This window comes from Streptomyces sp. NPDC051940, from assembly GCF_040680895.1.
GTDB lineage: Bacteria > Actinomycetota > Actinomycetes > Streptomycetales > Streptomycetaceae > Streptomyces.
Genome location: NZ_JBFAXR010000151.1, coordinates 1 through 18,690, shown reverse-complemented (window position 1 = coordinate 18,690; position 18,690 = coordinate 1). Strand labels below are relative to the sequence as shown.

Genomic DNA, 18,690 nt, shown 5'->3' with positions numbered 1-18,690 from the left:
CGGCGGACTGAGCCGGCTGGGGATCGGCGTGTCGTCGTTCGTCTCCCTGGGCGACAAGGTGGACGTGAGCGGCAACGACCTCCTGCAGTGGTGGGTGCGCGACCAGCGCCCGGTCGTCCCCCGCGTAGCAGTCCACCCGCAGCAGTGACACACCGCGCCGCACGGCCTGCGCGCACGCGTCCTCGACCAGCGCCGCGCCGATCCCGCTGCCCTTCAGCGCGCGGTCGGTCAGCAGCAGCCGCAGGAACAGCTCCGGTTCGCCGGCGGTCGGCACGTACGACGAGGGCTCCGCGGCCAGCACCGCCACGCCCACCGCCCGACCGTCGTCCGTCTCCGCCACCCGCACCACCATGGCGGGGTCGTTGGCGTACTCCTCGTAGTGCGCCGTCCGTGCCGGATTGCCGGTCGCCGGCTCGGTGCCCCACTGGCCGGTGCGCCCCTCCCGCGTGAGCCAGCGCACCGCGCCGTCGAAGAGTTCGATCATCACCGCCGCGTCGGCGGGTCCTCCTTCACGGATCTTCATACCGCCGTTCTATCAGCCGTGGTCCGGGAAACGGCCGGTGACCGGATCTGGAACTTCGGGCGGGCTTCCGTTATTTGTGCGACAGGAGGGTCATGCTCATGGCTGGCCCTCAACGATCGCCACCCTGATCGTCCGCCAGGCCCGCACGCCGAACCAGGGGAGGAACCCGTGTACCGTCCCACCCGCCGCCAGGCCGTCGCCACCTTCACCGCCGCCGTCGCCGGCGGCCTCGCGCTGCCCGCCACCGCCGCCCGTGCGAACGGCGCCACCCCACTGCGCCGCGCCCACGCGCACAACGACTATCTGCACGAGCGGCCGCTGCACGACGCCCTCTCGCACGGCTTCACCTCCGTCGAGGCGGACATCTTCCTGCGCGACGGCAAGCTGCTCGTCGCCCATGAGGAGGCCACCCTCGACCCGGCCCGCACCCTCGAGGCCCTCTACCTCGACCCGCTCGCGCGCCGCGTCGCCGCCAACCGGGGCAGCGTCTACGCCGGACACCGGCAGTCGGTGCAGCTGCTCATCGACATCAAGGACCTGGGCGACGCCACGTACCGCGAACTGTCGCGCGTGCTGCGGCGCTACCGCGGCCTGTTCAGCTACGCCGTCGACGGCCGCGTCCACCCGCGCGCCGTGACCGCCGTCATCTCCGGCGACCGGGCGGCGCGGGTGCCTATGGAGGCGGAGCAGGTCCGGTACGCCTTCTACGACGGGCGCTACGACGACCTCGCGACCTCCGTCCCGGCCTCCTTCATCCCCCTGGTGAGCGGCAACTGGAACAGCTTCTTCACCTGGCAGGGCGTCGGTGAGATGCCGGCGGCGGAGCGTGAGAGGCTCCGCTCGATCATCGCGTTCGCCCACTCGCGCGGCCAGCGGGTCCGGTTCTGGGCCACGCCCGACCTGCTGGGCGCGGCTCGCGACGCGCTCTGGCAGGAGCTGCTGGCCGCGGACGTCGACCACCTCAACACGGACGACCTGGCCGGACTCGAGACGTTCCTGCGGGCCCGCGACAACGGGTGAGCGACGCCCGCCGCCCCGGACGGCGGGCGATGCGCGAACCCACCGCCCCGGGCCCACCCCGGGGCGGTGCGCGCGGATAGGTGTCCGACCCCGCGGGTAGGATCGGAGCCGGAAGATCGCGCGTGGGAGGGGGAGCGCCATGGGGAGATTCCGACGGGCCGGGGGACGGCGCCGGGACGGCGAAGAGGCGCCGCGTGACACGGCGTTCGAGTACTTCTCCGAGGGCGAGGGCGCGCTGTTCCGGCGCTCCGTCCGCGAGGCGTTCGCCGAACACGGGCTGGAGGTGTCGCTCTACGCCGACCACGCCACGGACGACAGCGGCCGGCAGTTCGGGCTGAGCAACCTCGCGGCCACCTGCCATCACGACAGCCGGGGGCAGCGGGTCTGGCCGCAGCTCGTCCGGCGGCACATCTCCGTACTGCTGCGCACCCTCGACGGACCGTCCGCGCTGGACACGATGCGCCCCGAGCAGCTGCGCGCCCGGATCTACCCGCGGATCGTGGACGCCGACCTGATCGACCGCGCCAACTTCGGCTACGCCCGCCCGCTCGCCCCCGGACTGTGCGAGGTGCTGGCGCTCGACCTGCCGGAGAGCGTGATGCTGCTGGGCGACGACGCGCTGACCCCCCTCGGCCGGATGGACGACCTGTGGACGCGGGCGTTCCGCAATCTGCGCGCCCTTCCCGTCGAGGGCCACGAGGCCGTCGAGCAGTCCGACGGACAGCGGTTCCATGTGGTGATGGGCGACTCGTTCTTCACCGCCAGCCGGGTGCTGGTGCTCGACGCGCTGGTCGAGCAGATCACTGGCCGCCCGCTCGGCCCGGACGGCGCGCTGGTGGCCATGCCCTTCCGGCACCAGCTGGTGTTCCATCCGATCGAGGACATCGGCGTGCTCGCGAGCCTCGGCGGGATGGCGCGGTACGCCGCGGCCGGCCACGAGGACGCGGTCGGGCCGGTGAGCCCCCACCTGTTCTGGTGGCGCGACGGGGAGCTCACCCAGCTCAGCGAGCTGGACGACGGCACCCTCACGGTCACCGTCGGCGCCGACTTCCAGGACCTGCTGGAGCGGCTCGCGGAGCAGGCCGAGGGCAAACGGGACGGCTGACCCGTCCCGAAACGGGTCGGCTGCCCCGCCCCGAAACCGGACGGCTGACCCGCCCCGCCCGGCCCGAGGTGCCCGCCGTCACCCGGTCACCACCCTGATCCCCTCCGGCGCCGACACCTCCACCGTCCCGTCCGCCGCCACGGCGACGTCCAGCGCCCCGCCCGCCACCCGGAGCCCGCCGGCCCGCAGCGGACGGAACTCCCCGCTCGCCGCGGGCGCCACCCGCACCGTGCCGCCCGGCACATCGGCGGCCAGCCCCAGCAGGGACTGCAGCACCAGCACCGACGAGGCCGCCGCCCACGCCTGCGGGCGGCAGGCCGCCGGATACGGCACCGGGCGCCCCCCGTCGCGCGCGCCGTAGCCGGCGTACAGCTCGGGCAGCCGCGCGTCGAAGGCGTCCGCCGCCCGTACGAGCCCGCCGGCCAGGGCGGCCGCCGTATCGGCGAAACCGGCCCGGGCCAGCCCGTACACGGCGATGGCCGTGTCGTGCGGCCAGACGGAACCGATGTGGTAGCCGAGCGGGTTGTAGCCCGCCGCGTGGCTGCTCAGCGTGCGCAGACCGAAGCCGGAGTCCAGATCGGGTGCCGCCAGCCGCTTGGCGAGCAGCGCGCTCTCCTCCCCGTTCAGCAGGCCCGTACCCAGCAGCTGTCCGAACGCGGAGGTGACGGAGTCCACCGGCCGTTTGTCGCCGTCGAGCGCCACGGCCGGATAGGGGCCGGCGTCGTCCTCCACCCAGAACGCCTCCCGGAACCGGTCGCCGAGCCGCGCCGCCCACTCCTCCCAGCGGTCCGCGCCCGGCCGGCCGAACGCCCGCAGCAGCGCCGCGCCGCCGACGGCAGCCTCGTACGCGTACGCCTGCACCTCGCACAGCGCCAGCGGGGCCGCGGCGAGGGAGCCGTCGCGGAACCTGATGGCGTCGCCCGAGTCCTTCCAGCCCTGGTTGGCCAGGCCCTTGCCGGAGCGGTCGAGGTACTCCAGGAACCCGTCGCCGTCCGCGTCCCCGTACCGCGCCATCCACTCCAGCGCCGCCTCGGCGTGCGACAGCAGCTCCTCCACCCGTGCCGGATCGAGCCCCCAGCGCCAGGCGTCGTGCAGCAGGACCACCCACAGCGGGGTGGCGTCGACCGTCCCGTAGTACAGCGGGGGCAGTCCGGTGGCGTCCGGGCGGCGCACCTCGTGCAGGATCTTGCCGGGCTCCTCCTGGGTCAGGGGGTCCACCGCGGTGCCCTGGCGGCGGGCCAGCACGCCCAGCGTGGAGGCGGCCAGGGACGTCCCCAGCGGCAGCAGCATCCGCGCCGACCAGAGCGAGTCCCGGCCGAAGAGGGTGGCGAACCAGGGGGCGCCGGCCGCCAGGAACAGCTCCCCGGGCCGCTCGGGGTCGGCGAGCAGCAGCCGTTCGAGATCGGCGTGGGACTGCCGCAGCCAGCGGTCCAGCGCCCGGTCGGCGCTGCGCACCGCGGGCCGGTGCCAGGGCGCCGGGGTGCCGGGCCGGGGTGCGGGGAAGGGCACGTCCGCCGAGTCGCCGGCCGTGCAGACGAGTTCGGCCCGCCAGCTGCCGCCGGGCGGCAGTGCGACGTCGTACGCCAGCACGCCCCGGCCGGCGTCGGTCCGGGCGGGCGAGGGCGCGGCGGTCAGCCGTACCTCGTGCGCGCCCCGCCGCCACACGAGGCCGTCCGGCTCCGCGACCGGCACGACCAGCCTGCCGGAGCGGCCGCCCTTCACCTGCTCCATCGCCGCCAGGTCCGTCCCCGCCGTCACCGTGAGCCCGAACCGGGCGGGCAGCCGACCGGAGTTGGTGAGTTCCAGGGTCTCCGTGAGCCGGCCCGGGGCCATCGAGCGCCGCCGCACCAGCACCACCGCCGGATCCGCCGTCGATTCCGCCACCCCGCGCGGCACCGACCGGAACACGGCCCGGTCCGCCCCCTGGACGCCCCCGCCCACGGGAGCCAGGACGACGCCGTCCACGGCGACCTCCAGCCGTGCCAGCGCCCGCCGTTCACCGTGGTAGAAGCCGTCTGCCCCGGTTCCGGTGAGCTGCCCGTCCGGGCGGGAGACGGTGAAGGCGGGGGCGTACAGCGTGATGCAGGCGTCGTGCAGGAAGGGCTGCAGCCCCGGGGCCGAAGTCCCTTCCGGTTCGGGCTCGTCGATGCCGTCGCGGGTCTTGACACTCATGCGTCCGGGTACCAATCTCGTGGGCATTGGAGCGTTCCAAAGACTGTAGTTGCACTTCAGATCCGTAACAACGCCTATGGATCGCTCCAATTGACGGACACAGGACGCGAAGCGGAGGAGGGGAGCGCGCCGATGGCCGACAGCGGCGGCAAGGCGTCGGGCAGACCGGGCGGCGTCACGCTGGCCATGGTCGCGCGCCGCGCGGGGGTCTCCCCGCAGACCGTCTCCAACGCCATCAACGCGCCCGAGCTGCTGCGCCCCGACACGCTGCGGCGGGTGCGGCAGGCCATCGACGCGATGGGCTACCGCCCGCACCGGGCGGCGCAGCAACTGCGCACCCGCTCCAGCAAGCTGATCGGCTACGGCATCCGGCCCACCGCCCCCGGCACGCCGACGCCCGTCCTCGACCACTTCCTGCACGCCCTGTCGCAGACGGCGGACGCCGCGGGCCACCGCATCCTGCTGTTCGCGGAGCCAGAGCCGGAGCCCGGGCCGGAGCCCGGTCCCGGTCCCGTCCCCGACGGCCCCGGGACGCGCGACGTACCCCAGCGGATGCTGGACGCGTACCAGGAGCTGCTGGACACCTACAGCGTCGACGGGTTCGTGCTCAGCGGCACCTTCCGCGGCGATCCGCGCCAGGTGTGGCTGGAGAAGCAGGGCATCCCGTTCGCCGCGTTCGGCCGGGTGTGGTCCGGCCGGGAGACCGGCGACTGGGTGGACGTGGACGGCGCCGCCGGCACCGAGGCGCTGACGGACCACCTCGTCGGACTCGGCCACGCCCGGATCGCGTTCCTCGGCTGGCCGAAGGGCTCCGGCTCCGGCGACGACCGCGCCGCCGGCTGGCGGCGCGCCATGCGCCGGCACGGGCTGCCCGTGCGCGGGCGCCGCGCCGCGTGCGTGGACGACCTCGACGCGGCCCGCGCCGCCGCCGGTCCGCTGCTGGACGCGGGCGCCACCGCCGTCGTCGCCGCCAGCGACACCCTCGCCCTCGGCTGCTACCGCGCGCTGCGCGAGCGCGGCCTCGCACCCGGAGCCGACGTGTCCGTCGCGGGCTTCGACGACTCCCCGGCCGCCGCCCTGCTCACCCCCGCCCTGACCAGCGTCGCCCAGCCGCTCGACGCCGTCGGCCGGGACTGCGTACGGATGCTCCTCGGCCGTATCGCCGAACCGGCCCGCCCGCCCGCGCACGTCCTGCTCACCCCCGCGCTCAGCATCCGCGAGAGCACCGCCCCGCCACCGCACTGACCCGTCACCGCACCCCCGCCACCGCCCCGACCCCGCACCTCCCGAGCCGCGCCCCATGGAGGACCCTCATGAAGAAGCGGACGACCCTCACGGCGCTCGCCGGCTGCCTGGCCCTGCTCACCGCGGCCGGCTGCTCCGACGGCTTCGACGACGACAGCGGCCCCGCCCAGGACAAGGGCGGCAAGCAGACCCTGACCGTGCTCATCGCCACCTCCGGCGACGCCGAGACCGCGGCGGTGAAGGCCGCCACCGCCGCGTACGAGAAGAAGAGCGGCAACACCGTCCGCGTCGAGACCGCCAAGGACATGAACCAGCAGCTCGGCCAGGCGTTCGCCGGCGGCAAGCCGCCGGACGTCTTCTACGTCAACTCCGACCAGTTCGCCAACTACGCGTCGGGGGGCTCCCTCTTCCCGTACACCGACGCGATCGACGACGTCGACGACTTCTCCGAGACGCTGCGCCGCTCCTTCACGTACGACGGCAAGCTGGTCTGCGTACCGAAGGACATGTCCTCGCTCGCGCTCGCGGTCAACACCGACCTGTGGCAGGCGGCCGGGCTCACCGACGCCGACTTCCCGAAGACCTGGGACCAGCTCCACAGCGTCGCCCGCACCCTCACCAAGGGCGGCGTGACCGGACTCGTGACGACCAACGAGTACCAGCGGCTCGGCGCCTTCATGAAGGAGGCCGGCGGCTGGATCACCGACCCGGACCAGACGAAGATGACCGCCGACACCGCGCAGAACGCCGAAGGGCTCGGCTTCGTCAAGAAGATGCTGGCCGACGGCTCGATGAAGTACATGACCGACGTCGACGCGGGCTGGGGCGGCGAGGCCCTCGGCAAGGGCAAGGCCGCCATGACCATCGAGGGCAGCTGGCTGGCCGGCGCCATGAAGAACGACTTCCCGGACGTGAAGTACAAGGTCGTCGACATGCCCGAGGGGCCCGGCGGCAAGGGCACGCTCGCGTTCACCAACTGCTGGGGCGTGGCCCAGGACAGCAGCCACCGCGACGCCGCCGTCGAGCTGGTCAAGCACCTGACCGAGCCGGCGCAGCAGCTCGCCATGGGCAACGGCTTCGGCGCGATCCCCGCGCGGCTCAGCGCCGCCCAGGACTATCTGGCGCAGCACCCGGAGCAGGCGCCCTGGGGCGCCGCCGGCGACTGGGTGCAGGGGCCCGTGACGGTCAAGGGCATCGACAAGGTGCTCGGCCAGTTCAACACCGATCTGCAGAAGCTGAAGACCGCCGACCCGGCGAAGATCCTCGGCGATCTGCAGCGCAACGGCCAGTCGGTGGTGGAGAGCGGGCAGTGAGCGTTCGCGGCGCCCGGCGCGCTCCCGGCGTCCGGGGCCGCGAGGGGGCCTGGGGCTGGCTGTTCGTCAGCCCCATGGTCCTCGTCCTCGGGCTGTTCCTGCTGCTGCCGATCCTGATGGCGCTGTGGGTGAGCCTGCTCGACTGGGACGGCCAGTCCAACCCGTTCACCGGCGGCGACGCGCGGTTCGTCGGGCTCGGCAACTACCAGGACCTGCTGACCCGCGACGGCCTCGACCGCACGCTCCTCGCCACCTCGCTGCGCAACAACGCGTACTACGTCCTGCTCGGCGTACCGCTGGTGACCGTGCTGTCGCTGACCCTGGCGATGATCGTCAACCAGCGGCTGATCCGGGGCCGCGGACTGCTCCGCACCACCTTCTACTTCCCGTCCGTCACCAGCTCGATCGCCGTCTCGACGGTGTTCCTCTTCCTCTTCCAGGGCAGCGGCGCCGTGAACAGCCTGCTGTCCTGGATCGGGGTCAAGGGCCCCAACTGGTTCGCGGACTCACGGGGCGTGGTGTGGGTGGCCCTCGGCGGGCTGGGACTCGCCGATCCGGACCGGCCCGGCGGGTTCCTCGCCCAGCACGAGTTCCTGGGGCTCAGCTGGTGGGAGTGGCTCTCCGGGCCCTCGGTGGCCATGTGCACCCTGATCATGCTGGCCGTCTGGACGACGTCCGGGACCTTCATGCTGATCTTCCTGGCGGCGCTGCAGGACGTCCCGCGCGAGCTGGAGGAGGCCGCCGCCATCGACGGCGTCAACCGGCGCCAGCTGCTGCGCCACGTCACGCTGCCCGCGCTCCGGCCGGTGCTCTTCCTCGTGCTGACCCTCGCCCTGATCGGCAGCTGGCAGGTCTTCGACATGGTGTACGTCATGGGGCAGGGCAAGCCCGGCAACACCACGCTCACGCCCGCGTTCCTGTCGTACAGCTCGGCCTTCCGCGACGCCGACTACGGGCAGGGCGCGGCGATCGCGTTCATCCTCTTCGCGCTGATCCTGGTGCTCACCGGCGTCCAGCGGTGGGTGCTGCGCGAACGCGACGGGGACAGGCCGAGGGGGCCGCGCCGACGAGACGGGGACAGGCCGAGGGTGCCGCGCCTCCGCGACCCGGGCACGCCGAGGAGGACCCGATGACCGCCACCGCCGCCCCTGAACTCGCCGCCCCGCCCGAGCGGCGGGCGGCCGCGCGGGGGCTTGCGCGAGGCGGCGAGCGGCCGGTCCTCGGCCGGCTCTCCGTGCCCTGGCGGCTGCTGGGCGGCGCGCTGGTGGTGGGGCTGGCGCTGCTGTACCTGCTGCCGTTCGCGATCCAGATCGCGACGAGCTTCAAGACCGACCCGGAGGCCGCCTCCCATCCGCTCGCCCTGTGGCCCACCACGCCGACCACCGCCGCGTACCAGCGGCTGTTCGGGATCGCGCAGGACGAGGACAGCGTTCCGTTCCTGCGCTGGCTCGGCAACTCGGCGTTCGTCACCGTGGTGGTGACGGCCGGCCGCGTGCTCTTCGACTCGATGGCCGGGTACGCGCTGGCCCGGCTGCGCTTCCCCGGACGGGCGCTGCTGTTCGCGTCCCTGCTCGCGGTCATGGCGGTCCCCGGCATCGTGCTGCTCATCCCCAAGTTCCTGGTGCTGAAGACCTTCGGGCTGTTCGACACGTACTCCGGGATGATGATCCCGCTGCTGGTGGACGCCGCCGGGATCTTCATCATGAAGCAGTTCTTCGAGTCGGTCCCCCGGGAGGTCGAGGAGGCCGCCCGGATCGACGGGGCGGGGGTCGTGCGCATCTACTGGTCGGTCGTGCTGCCCATGGCCCGGCCCGCGCTGATCACCCTGACGATCCTGTCCTTCCAGGGCTCGTGGAACGAGTTCACCCACTTCCTCGTCGCCACGCAGTCGGGGCAGTACGAGACGCTCACCACCGGTCTGGCCCGCTTCGTCTCCGGCGGCCTGGGCGGCGGCTCCCAGTACCCGCTGAAACTGGCCGCCGCCGCGCTGTCCACCGTCCCCGTCGCCGTGCTGTTCTTCTGCTTCCAGCGGCACTTCGTACGGGGGGCCGGGGCCGGATCCGTCAAGGGGTGAGGGCGTCGTACAGCACCGGATTGCGCGGGGTGTCAGGCACCTCTCCGACCTCCGCGCCCGGCATCCAGGCGCGGTCGGCCACCTGGTTGTCGTTGACCGGTTCCGCGACCCGGATGTCCGCTTCCAGGTAGATCACCGTCAGCACGCGGCGCGGCTCCGCGCCCCCGTTGGGGCCGGCGTGGTGGAACGTCCAGCCCCGGTGGAAGCCGGCGTCGCCGAGGGCGAACGGCTCCACGACGTCCTCGAACCGCCGCGCGGCCAGCGCCTCGGCGAGACGCGCCTCCGACTCGTCGCTGATCGGCAGGTCACGCCCGTACGAGAAGCGGTGGCTGCCCCGGGCGTAGGCCAGCGGGCCCATGGCCAGGGGTGTCTCCTGCAGCGGCAGCCACACCGTGCAGCAGCGGTCGGTGGACAGCGGCCAGTAGTACTGGTCGGCGTGCCAGGGGGTGATACCGCCGCCGGGCTCCTTGTACAGCGCCTGGTCGTGGTAGAGCCGCACCGCCCGTACGCCCAGCAGCCGGGCGGCTATCTGCGCGAGGCGGCGGGAGAAGACCAGCGCGCGGACCCTCTCGCTGTGCTCCCAGAGGTTCGTCACCTGCAGGAACGCCTTGCCGTAGGTGCCGCGTTCGGCCAGCGGCAGGTGCTGGGTGTTCAGCCGGATCACCTCGCCGGTGACCTCCGGCTCGTAACGGGCGATCGTCCCGGGTGCCAGGACGCGGGGCAGATGGACGAAACCGTCGCGCTCGAAGGCGGCGGGCGCGTCCGGCGGCAGGTCGTAGGGCTCGTCGAGGGCGGGGTCGCGGTGGGCTGCGCGTGAGGTCATACACGCCAGCGTGACAGCGGACGGCGGGCGTTCCGCCCTCGATCCCGCGGAGCGCAGCCTCGGGCTGGTCGCCGCGCGCAGCGGCTACCAGAACCTGTCCGACTTCAACCGACGCTTCCTGGAGCTGAAACGGATCCGCCCGCGCGACTACCGGGCGGCGCACCGCCGTACGGAGTGATCCGGCCGGGGCGGGGGTAGGGTGGCGAGAGGTCCTCCCAGGTACGCGCGCGACGGAAGGAGAACCATGGAGGCGGAGCACATACCCGGCGGCCTGCCGCCCGCATTCCTCGGGCCGGGCTCGTCGTTCACCGGCTTCCTCGCCTCGTACGCCCCCGACCTGCTCCCCGCCAACCGCCGCTACCCCGACCCCGTGCCCGGCTTCGACGTCCCGCACGGCACCACGATCGTGGCCGCCCGCTACGGCGACGGCGCGCTGATCGCCGGCGACCGGCGGATCACCATGGGCAACATGATCGCCAACCGCCGCTACGAGAAGGTCTTCCAGGCCGACGAGTTCACGGCCGTGGGCATCGCCGGGTCGACGGGCATGGCGGAGGAGATGGTCGGCCTGCTGCGGATGGAGCTGGCCCACTACGAGAAGGTCGAGGGCGTCGCCCTCTCCGTCGACGGCAAGGCCAACCGCCTCGCCACACTCATCCGCGACAACCTGCCCGCCGCACAGCAGGGCCTCGCGGTGGTCCCCGTCCTCGCGGCGTACGACACACATGCGGACGAGGGCCGGATCCACTCGTACTTCGTCGACGGGATGCGCTGCGAGGAGCGGGACTTCGCCGCCACCGGTTCGGGCTCCGTCTTCGCCCTGGGCGCGGTGAAGAAGCTCTACCGCCCCGGGATGAGCGAGACCGAGGCCGCCACGATGGCGGTACAGGCGCTGTACGACGCGGCGGAGGACGACTCGGCGACGGGCGGCCCGGACCTCACCCGGCGGCTGTACCCGCAGCTGGTCACGCTCACCGCGGAGGGCTTCCGGCAGCTGCCGGAGGACACGGTGGCAGGGATCGCGCGGGACGTGGTCCGGGGCCGGGAGGAGCGGCCGGACGGGCCGAACGCGCCGGTGCTCTGAGCGGGCCGTCGGAGCCCGGTGACGGGTCGCCCGGGCACTACCGTGGCCGCGTGACCGACGACGATCTCTTCCCGCCGGACCTGCCCCTGTTCACGGGGCTGGGCGAGCGCGAGCCCCGCGCCCGCGACTGGCTCGCCGGCCTGCCCGCGCTCGTGGACCGGTACCGCGACGCGTGGTCGCTGCGGCTGGGGCGGCCCTTCCACGGCGGCAGCTGCTCGTGGGTCGCGCCCGCCCGGCTGCCGGACGGCACGGCCGCGGTGTTCAAGGTGACCTGGCCGCACGACGAGGCCGCGGCGGAGGCCGCGGGCCTGCGCCTGTGGGACGGGCGCGGGGCCGCGCGCGTACTGCGGGCCGAACCGGCGGACTTCGCGCTGCTGCTGGAGCGCTGCTCGCCCGGCGGCGAACTGGGCGACGCCGGCCATCTCCCGGCCGGGGAACGGCTCCTGATCGGCGCGGGCGTGCTGCGCGAGCTGGGGAGCGTACCGGTGCCCGCCGGCCACGGGCTTCCGCTGCTCGGCGAGGTCACCGCGGCGTGGGCGGACCTGGCCGAGGAGCGGATGGAGCGGCTGCGCCCGGGCTACGACGCGGGCCTGGTCGCCCTCGGGGCGGACCTGCTGCGCTCGCTGCCGGCGTCGGCCACCCGACAGGCCGTCGTACACGGCGACTTCAACCCCGGCAACGTGCTGGCCGCGGAACGGCGGCCGTGGCTGGCCATCGACGCCAAGCCGATGGCGGGGGACCCGGGGTACGACGTGTACCCGCTGCTGGAGCAGATCGACGACCCGTACGCGTACCCCGCGCCGTCCCGGGTCGTCGCGGAGCGGTTCGCGCTGCTGGCCGACGCGCTGGAGGAGGACGCGGCGCGGCTCCAGGCGTGGGCCGTCGCACGGCGGGTGGAGACCGCCCTGTGGGCGGCCTCGCTCGGGGACGTGGACGGGGGAGCGGAGGTCATGGCGGAGGCGCGGCTGCTCGCGGAGCTGGCGGGGGTGTGAGCGGTGCGCCTCTGCGGCGGGCGCTGAGCGGTCCGGCTTCCGGGCGTGCCCCGTACCAGCGGGTAGCCAGACGGGCCGCCGTGTCACAGAATCACCGTGACCAGGGAGGACCCACCGAGTCTCCCGGCCCAGGGAGGAGCCAACGATGACCCAGCGGTTCGCCGACTACCAGCCGGAGATCTACCTCAACGGCCTCGCCAACCAGACGCCCCCCTTCACCACCGACCCCACCGCACTGGGGGCGGCCGCCCGCGAGCAGCTGGAGGACGGGCCGTACTGGTACGTCGCGGGCGCCGCCGGCTCGGGCGCCACGGACCGCGCGAACCGCGAGGCCTTCGACCGCGTACGGCTCGTGCCGAGGATGCTCACCGGCGCCACCGAGCGGAGCCTGCGTACGACGGTCCTCGGCCAGGAGCTGGCGGCGCCCGTCCTCCTCGCCCCGGTCGGCGTGCAGAGCATCCTGCACGAGGACGGCGAACTGGCCACCGCGCGCGCCGCGGCGGCCGTCGGCGTACCGATGGTCCTGTCCACGGCGTCCTCCCACACGATCGAGGACGTGGCGGCGGCGAACGGCGACGGGCCGCGCTGGTTCCAGCTGTACTGGCCGAACGACGACGAGGTCACCGTCAGCATCCTCGACCGCGCCCGCAGGTCCGGCTACACGGCGCTCGTCGTCACCCTCGACACCTGGACGCTCGCCTGGCGCCCGCACGACCTCGACCAGTCCTACCTCCCCTTCATCCGCGGCGTCGGCTGCGCGATCCCGTTCTCCGACCCGGCGTTCCGGGCCGGGCTGGAGAAGTCGCCGGAGGACGACGTCTTCGCCGCCGTGCTGAAGTGGGTGCCGACCTTCACCGGTACGGACAAGACCTGGGACCGGCTGCCGTTCCTGCGCGAGCACTGGGACGGGCCGATCGTGCTCAAGGGCATCCAGCACCCCGACGACGCCCGCCGAGCGGCGGACGCGGGCGTGGAGGGCGTCGTCGTCTCCAACCACGGCGGACGGCAGGTGGACGGCGCGATCGCCTCGCTCGACGCGCTGCCGGCGGTCGTCGAGGCCGTCGGCGACCGCCTCGACGTCCTCTTCGACTCCGGCGTACGCACCGGGGCGGACGTCCTGAAGGCGCTCGCCCTCGGCGCCAAGGCGGTGCTGTACGGCCGCCCGTACGCCTACGGCCTGGCACTCGGCGGGGAGGACGGCGTCCGGCACGTGCTGCGGAGCCTGCTGGCGGACCTCGACCTCACTCTGGGACTACTGGGTCACCGCTCTCCCGCGGAGCTGGGGCCGGACGACCTGGCGCGGCGGTGAGCGACGGCCCGGACCGCCGGCGGCCGATCCGGCGCAGCAGGAAACCGGTCGCCAGCGCCATGCCGAACATGAGCACCGCGTACACCGCCGAAGGGATCGCGATCCGGGTGCTGTCGAGCAGCGAGGGGGACAGCGCGATGGCCAGCGACAGGGTGGTGTTGTGCATGCCGATCTCGAAGCAGCACGCCACGGACTGCCGGTGCCCGGCCCGCGCGAGACGCGTCGCGCCGTAACCGGTGGCCAGCGAGACGGCGCCGAAGAGGAAGACGACGAGCCCGGCGTCCACGAGATAGCCGGGCACGTTCTCCCGCTCGGCGGCGATCGCGGCGATGATGATCACGACGAGCACGGCGACGGCGGTGGCCTTCACCATGCGCTCGGTGCGCTCGGCGAACCCGGGCCGCCGCCGTCGTACGACCATGCCCGCGGCGACGGGCACCAGCACGACGAGGAACACCTGCAGCGTCTTGTCGAAGCGCAGCCCGAGCGCGTCGTCGGTGCCCGCCATGAAGTGGGCCAGGGACAGGTTGACGACAAGCGGCAGGGTGAAGACGGCGACGACGGAGTTGATGGCGGTGAGCGTGATGTTCAACGCGACGTCCCCGCCGAAGAGATGGCTGAAGATGTTGGCCATCGTCCCGCCCGGCGAGGCGGCCAGCAGCATCATCCCCACGGCCAGCTCGGGAGCGAGCCCGAACCCGGTCACCAGCCCGAGGCACACCGCCGGCAGCACCAGGAGCTGGCACACCAGCGCCACCCCCACGGCCCGCGGATACTCCGCGATCCGCCGGAAGTCGGCGACGGTCAGTCCGAGTCCGAGCCCGAACATGATGACGGCGAGGACGGCGGGGAGCAGATAGACGGTCAGCGGCGAGTCCACAGGGACAGGCTGCGGGGGCGGACGCCGTTTGTCCATGCAACCGGGTGGCACCGGGGGGCGGTGCCGTCGCAGGATGTCCCCCATGCTGACTGACACCCTGCTGCCGTTCATCGGCGCCTGCACGCTCGTCGCCGCCGCGCCCGGGCCGTCCACCGTGCTCATCATCCGGCAGTCGATGCAGAGCCGGAGAGCCGGGATGATGACCGTGCTCGGGAACGAGACCGGGGTGTTCCTCTGGGGTGTCGTCGCCGCCCTCGGACTGACGGCCGTACTGGCCGCGTCCGAGCTGGCGTACGACGTGATGCGCTACGTCGGGGCCGTGGTGCTGCTGGGGTTCGGCGTCCAGGCCATCCGCGCCGCCCGGCGCGGGGACGCCGGGGGCTTCGCCGTACCGGAGGGCGGGGTGCGGCAGTCGTCCTGGCGGTCGTACCGCAACGGCGCGCTGCTGAACCTGGCCAACCCGAAGGCCGGGGTCTTCGCGATGTCGTTCCTCCCGCAGTTCGTCCCGTCGGGGGCGCCCGTGATGCCCGCGATGATCGGTCTGGCGGGGCTGTGGGCGGTGTACGAGATCGGGTACTACGGGCTGTACGTGTGGTTCGTACGGCGGTTGCGGGGCGTGCTCTCGCGCGCGGGTGTGCGGCGCCGGCTGGAGATGGTGTCCGGGGGCGTGCTTGTCGCGCTCGGGGTGCGGCTGGCCGTCGAGGGGTGAGGCCGAGGCCGGCGAGGCGTTGTCGTACCCCCCGTGTAGCGTCCGGGCTGGAGTCAGGTTCCTGGTCTGCGGTGGACGAAGGTGTGCGGATGACGAGTACGACGGGCGGGCCCGTGGTGGTGTCCCGGCGCATCGAGGCCCCGGCGGGGGACATCTTCCGGATCCTGGCCGACCCCGGACGGCACCCGGAACTCGACGGCTCGGGGATGCTGCGCGGCGGCGTCTCGGACGCCGTGGTCGCGGGCGTCGGGGACGTCTTCGTCATGCGGATGCACTTCGAGCGCTACGGCGACTACGAGATGCACAACCACGTCGTCGAGTACGAGCAGGACCGCCGCATCGGCTGGGAGCCGAGACCCGGCCGCGGGCACCCGGACGCCGGCGCGCCCGGAGCCTCGTGGGGCCACCGGTGGATCTTCGACCTGCTCCCGGACGGGGCCGGGGCGACGGTGGTGACCGAGACCTTCGACGGTTCCCGCCTGCCGGCGGACAAACGGGCGGAAGTGGACAGCGGGCGCGCCTGGTGGCAGACGCAGATGGCGAGCACCCTGGAACGCCTCGCCGCGCTGTGCGCCGACCGGTGAACGTCGAACGCGACGTGGGCTCGCCGAACGCGACGCGTGCCCGTCGAAGATCAGCTAGTCGAGCCGCACCGGCTCCAGGTGCGTGGGCTCCAGCCGGGCCGGTTCCGCGGGCAGGGCGGCCACCAGCTGGGGCAGCTGCGGCGGCCACAGGTCCTCCGTGGCCGCGGCCAGTTCCGCCGGTGACCACCAGCGCCAGCCGACGATGTCGTCCTCGCCGTGGCGCGCCACGGCCTGCGGCGTGGGCTCGCGGCGCGGGCCGTACGCCACGTATATCCGCTCCGACTGGCGCACCGGGACGCCCTTGCGCGTGAAGTCGTGCTCCCAGGTGCACAGCAGCGGACCAGGGACCAGGTCCGTCCAGCCCGTCTCCTCCTCGACCTCCCGTACGACGCCCTCCAGCGCCGACTCGCCCGGCTCCAGTCCGCCGCCGGGCATCGCCCAGTAAGCGGGGATCTCCCCGGCCGGGTAGCGGAAGAGGAAGACCGAGCCGTCGGGGTCGAGGACGGCCAGGCGGGCGGCGGTGCGGGGGGTGCGGGGGGTGCGGGGGGTGCTGGGAGTGCTGGGAGTGCGCATGATCATCACCCTAGGTGGATCACGCGTCCGGCGGTAGCCTCCGCAGGACCGCCGCCGTCTCCGGGGGCAGCGTCACGGTCCCGCCGGGCGGCACCGGCGGCTCCACGTCGCCCCAGGCGTCGACGAGATCCCAGGCGACGCCCGCGCCCAGCCGGATCCCGGCGGCCGCCGGCCCCAGGTTCACCAGCACCTCGAACTCCCCCCGGCCGAGGCGGACCACCGGCCCGTCCGCGACGTCCACCCGTACCCGGGTCAGGTCCGGGTCCGTGAACGCGGGCTGCGAGCGCCGCAGCGCGATCAGGGTCCGGTGCCAGGACAGCAGGGCGTCGTGCGGGCCCTTCGCCGGCTCCGACCAGTCCAGGCAGGAGCGTTCCCGCGTCGCGGGGTCCTGCGGGTCCGGGATGTCGTGCTCCGCCCAGCCGTGCGCCGCGAACTCCCGGCGCCGTCCGCGCCGTACGGCCTCCGCCAGCTCCGGATCGGTGTGGTCCGTGAAGTACTGCCACGGCGTGCGCGCCCCCCACTCCTCGCCCATGAACAGCATCGGTGTGAACGGGCCGAGCAGCACGAGCGCCGCCGCGCAGGCCAGCCGGCCGGGGGAGAGGGTCGCGGACAGCCGGTCGCCGAGCGCCCTGTTGCCGATCTGGTCGTGGGTCTGGGCGTAGCCCAGCAGCCGGTACGCAGGGGTGCGGACGCGGTCCAGCGGCGCGCCGTGGCGGCGCCCGCGGAACGTGGAGTACGTACCGTCGTGGAAGTAGCCGCCGGTCAGGGTCTTGGCGAGGGCGCGCCCCGGGTCGGCGGCGAAGTCGGCGTAGTAGCCGTGCCCTTCGCCCGTCAGCGCGGTGTGCAGCGCGTGGTGGTAGTCGTCGTTCCACTGGGCGTGCACCCCGAACCCGCCGGCCTCCCGGGGGGTGATCAGCCGCGGGTCGTTGAGGTCCGACTCGGCGATCAGGAACAGGGGCCGCCCCAGATGCCCGGCGAGGGCGTCCGTCGCGGCGGACAGCTCCGCCAGGAAGTGCCGCGCGCGGTCGTCGTGCAGCGCGTGTACGGCGTCCAGGCGCAGGCCGTCGATCCGGTAGTCGCGCAGCCATGCGAGGGCGCTGCCGACCAGGTACGCGCGGACCTCGTCGGACTCCGGTCCGTCCAGGTTGACGGCGGCGCCCCAGGGGGTGTGGTGGGCGTCGGTGAAGTACGGTCCGAAGTCGGGGAGATGGTTGCCGTCCGGGCCGAGGTGGTTGTGCACCACGTCGAGGACGACGCCGAGTCCGTGTCCGTGCGCCGTGTCGACAAAGCGTTTCAGCGCCTCCGGCCCGCCGTACGGCTCGTGCACGGCCCACAGCGACACGCCGTCGTAGCCCCATCCGTGCGTGCCCGGGATCGGGCACAGCGGCATCAGCTCCACATGGGTGACGCCGAGCGCCGCCAGGTGCGGGAGCCGCTGCGCGGCGGCGTCGAGGGTGCCCTCGCGGGTGTACGTCCCGGTGTGCAGCTCGTACAGCACGGCTCCGTTCAGCGGCCGTCCCGGCCAGGGATGCCGCCACGCGTACGCCGCGTGGTCCACGACGGCGCTGGGCCCGTCGGGGCCGTCCGGCTGCCGCCGCGACCGCGGGTCGGGCCGCACGGGTCCGCCGTCGACGCGGTACCCGTACCGCACCCCGCCGACGGCCTCGGCGTCCCCCCGCCACCACCCGCGCCCCGCCGGCCGCATCACGTGCGCGCGGCCTTCGACGACCAGCTCCATACGCTGGGCCTTGGGGGCCCATACCTCGAACAGCATGGGTCCCATGCTGGGGGGTGGTGGGTGCGGGCGCCAGGAGGCGGGGGGTGGGCGGCACTGTGCGGGCGTGGGCGTCTCGCGCTGCGGGGTGGGCGGTTGCCGGCCCGTGTCCGGCGCCGCCCGCGCCTTCGGCGCGGGGTTGCCCCCACCCACACACCACCCGTTGCGGTGTGCCTTGCCTGACGCCGGCGCCTGGGCTTGCGCCCCCGGGTCCGCGCCCGGCCGGGGCCCGGGCCGAGCCCGCGTCGGGCCTCGGGGCTCGGACCTGTGGCGGACCGTTGTGGTGGGGCCTCGTTACGGTCGGTGTTTCGTGGTGGCGGAGCCATGTCGGCGGGGGATGAGCCGGTGGCCGATGTGCGCGGCGGGGTGTTCGTGGCCGGTTGTCGTTGTGGATCGAAGTGATTCTGCGGCCCCAAGGGGCCTTGCCGGGCGGAGCGCGGGGGGACGGCGCTGCGCGCCGCCCAGTGGTCGGCTCCGCTGCGCTGCGCCGGTGCGGAGCGGGGCGGCTCC

At 73.7% G+C, this 18,690-nt stretch carries 18 protein-coding genes and 1 pseudogene; 13 read left to right on the top strand and 6 right to left on the bottom strand.

All coding sequences use genetic code 11. From position 1 onward, the window contains the following. Window positions 1-28 precede the first annotated feature (28 nt). Entirely contained in the window at window positions 29-148 is a 120-nt protein-coding gene (locus AB0M28_RS35380) for a hypothetical protein (RefSeq protein WP_365414036.1), read from the top strand. 18 nt (window positions 149-166) lie between these two features. Here the strand turns inward: AB0M28_RS35380 and AB0M28_RS35375 are convergent. Further along, window positions 167-352: pseudogene (locus AB0M28_RS35375) on the bottom strand (GNAT family N-acetyltransferase); the annotation flags it as partial. A gap of 339 nt (window positions 353-691) precedes the next feature. On the opposite strand from AB0M28_RS35375, the gene AB0M28_RS35370 reads away from it, so the two are divergent. Both AB0M28_RS35370 and AB0M28_RS35365 read left to right on the top strand, forming a co-directional pair. Then, window positions 692-1,543 (top strand): phosphatidylinositol-specific phospholipase C/glycerophosphodiester phosphodiesterase family protein, encoded by an 852-nt coding sequence (locus AB0M28_RS35370; protein ID WP_365414034.1) that lies wholly within the window; start codon window positions 692-694, stop codon window positions 1,541-1,543. A 139-nt stretch (window positions 1,544-1,682) separates the two neighbouring features. Next, on the top strand, window positions 1,683-2,648 hold the full coding sequence (locus AB0M28_RS35365; protein WP_365414032.1) for a hypothetical protein: 966 nt from the start codon (window positions 1,683-1,685) through the stop codon (window positions 2,646-2,648). Between the two features lie 78 nt (window positions 2,649-2,726). On the opposite strand, the gene AB0M28_RS35360 is transcribed toward AB0M28_RS35365, so the two are convergent. Further along, window positions 2,727-4,820 (bottom strand): glycogen debranching N-terminal domain-containing protein, encoded by a 2,094-nt coding sequence (locus tag AB0M28_RS35360; protein ID WP_365414030.1) that lies wholly within the window; start codon window positions 4,818-4,820, stop codon window positions 2,727-2,729. A 90-nt stretch (window positions 4,821-4,910) separates the two neighbouring features. Between AB0M28_RS35360 and AB0M28_RS35355 the strand changes: the two genes are divergently transcribed. The 4 genes from AB0M28_RS35355 to AB0M28_RS35340 all read left to right on the top strand — a co-directional run bounded on the left by AB0M28_RS35355 (window position 4,911) and on the right by AB0M28_RS35340 (window position 9,452). Next, window positions 4,911-6,065 carry a LacI family DNA-binding transcriptional regulator gene (locus AB0M28_RS35355; protein WP_365414028.1) on the top strand — a complete coding sequence of 385 codons (1,155 nt, stop codon included), beginning with the start codon at window positions 4,911-4,913 and terminating at the stop codon, window positions 6,063-6,065. A 68-nt stretch (window positions 6,066-6,133) separates the two neighbouring features. Then, a complete protein-coding gene (locus AB0M28_RS35350) occupies window positions 6,134-7,378 on the top strand; it encodes an extracellular solute-binding protein (RefSeq protein ID WP_365414026.1) in 1,245 nt (414 codons plus the stop codon). After that, window positions 7,375-8,511, top strand: coding sequence for a sugar ABC transporter permease (locus AB0M28_RS35345; RefSeq protein ID WP_365414024.1), 1,137 nt, complete (start codon window positions 7,375-7,377; stop codon window positions 8,509-8,511). The genes AB0M28_RS35350 and AB0M28_RS35345 overlap by 4 nt, the downstream gene beginning before the upstream one ends. After that, entirely contained in the window at window positions 8,508-9,452 is a 945-nt protein-coding gene (locus AB0M28_RS35340) for a carbohydrate ABC transporter permease (protein WP_365414022.1), read from the top strand. Before AB0M28_RS35345 ends, AB0M28_RS35340 begins: the two co-directional genes overlap by 4 nt. On the opposite strand, the gene AB0M28_RS35335 is transcribed toward AB0M28_RS35340, so the two are convergent. Next, window positions 9,442-10,275 (bottom strand): phytanoyl-CoA dioxygenase family protein, encoded by an 834-nt coding sequence (locus AB0M28_RS35335; RefSeq protein WP_365414020.1) that lies wholly within the window; start codon window positions 10,273-10,275, stop codon window positions 9,442-9,444. The genes AB0M28_RS35340 and AB0M28_RS35335 overlap by 11 nt on opposite strands. Before the next feature lie 10 nt (window positions 10,276-10,285). Between AB0M28_RS35335 and AB0M28_RS35330 the strand changes: the two genes are divergently transcribed. From AB0M28_RS35330 to AB0M28_RS35315, 4 genes are all read left to right on the top strand, one after another. After that, on the top strand, window positions 10,286-10,453 hold the full coding sequence (locus AB0M28_RS35330) for a hypothetical protein (RefSeq protein ID WP_365414018.1): 168 nt from the start codon (window positions 10,286-10,288) through the stop codon (window positions 10,451-10,453). Between the two features lie 66 nt (window positions 10,454-10,519). Continuing rightward, window positions 10,520-11,359: a proteasome subunit beta gene (gene prcB, locus AB0M28_RS35325; protein WP_365414016.1), complete on the top strand. Its 840-nt coding sequence runs from the start codon at window positions 10,520-10,522 to the stop codon at window positions 11,357-11,359. 50 nt (window positions 11,360-11,409) lie between these two features. Beyond that, window positions 11,410-12,351: an aminoglycoside phosphotransferase family protein gene (locus AB0M28_RS35320; RefSeq protein WP_365414014.1), complete on the top strand. Its 942-nt coding sequence runs from the start codon at window positions 11,410-11,412 to the stop codon at window positions 12,349-12,351. A gap of 145 nt (window positions 12,352-12,496) precedes the next feature. Beyond that, window positions 12,497-13,660 carry a lactate 2-monooxygenase gene (locus AB0M28_RS35315; protein WP_365414012.1) on the top strand — a complete coding sequence of 388 codons (1,164 nt, stop codon included), beginning with the start codon at window positions 12,497-12,499 and terminating at the stop codon, window positions 13,658-13,660. On the opposite strand, the gene AB0M28_RS35310 is transcribed toward AB0M28_RS35315, so the two are convergent. Next, window positions 13,593-14,540 carry a bile acid:sodium symporter family protein gene (locus AB0M28_RS35310; protein WP_365414010.1) on the bottom strand — a complete coding sequence of 316 codons (948 nt, stop codon included), beginning with the start codon at window positions 14,538-14,540 and terminating at the stop codon, window positions 13,593-13,595. The two genes, AB0M28_RS35315 and AB0M28_RS35310, sit on opposite strands and share 68 nt — an antisense overlap. 82 nt (window positions 14,541-14,622) lie before the next feature. On the opposite strand from AB0M28_RS35310, the gene AB0M28_RS35305 reads away from it, so the two are divergent. Beyond that, on the top strand, window positions 14,623-15,249 hold the full coding sequence (locus tag AB0M28_RS35305; protein WP_365414008.1) for a LysE family translocator: 627 nt from the start codon (window positions 14,623-14,625) through the stop codon (window positions 15,247-15,249). Window positions 15,250-15,338: 89 nt separating this feature from the next. After that, window positions 15,339-15,833, top strand: coding sequence for an SRPBCC family protein (locus AB0M28_RS35300; protein ID WP_365414006.1), 495 nt, complete (start codon window positions 15,339-15,341; stop codon window positions 15,831-15,833). A 54-nt stretch (window positions 15,834-15,887) separates the two neighbouring features. Here the strand turns inward: AB0M28_RS35300 and AB0M28_RS35295 are convergent, their stop codons facing one another. Then, window positions 15,888-16,406: an NUDIX domain-containing protein gene (locus AB0M28_RS35295; protein WP_365414004.1), complete on the bottom strand. Its 519-nt coding sequence runs from the start codon at window positions 16,404-16,406 to the stop codon at window positions 15,888-15,890. Window positions 16,407-16,425: 19 nt separating this feature from the next. Then, complete coding sequence (treZ, locus tag AB0M28_RS35290; RefSeq protein ID WP_365414002.1) at window positions 16,426-18,180, bottom strand: malto-oligosyltrehalose trehalohydrolase; 1,755 nt, start codon at window positions 18,178-18,180, stop codon at window positions 16,426-16,428. Window positions 18,181-18,690 lie beyond the last annotated feature (510 nt).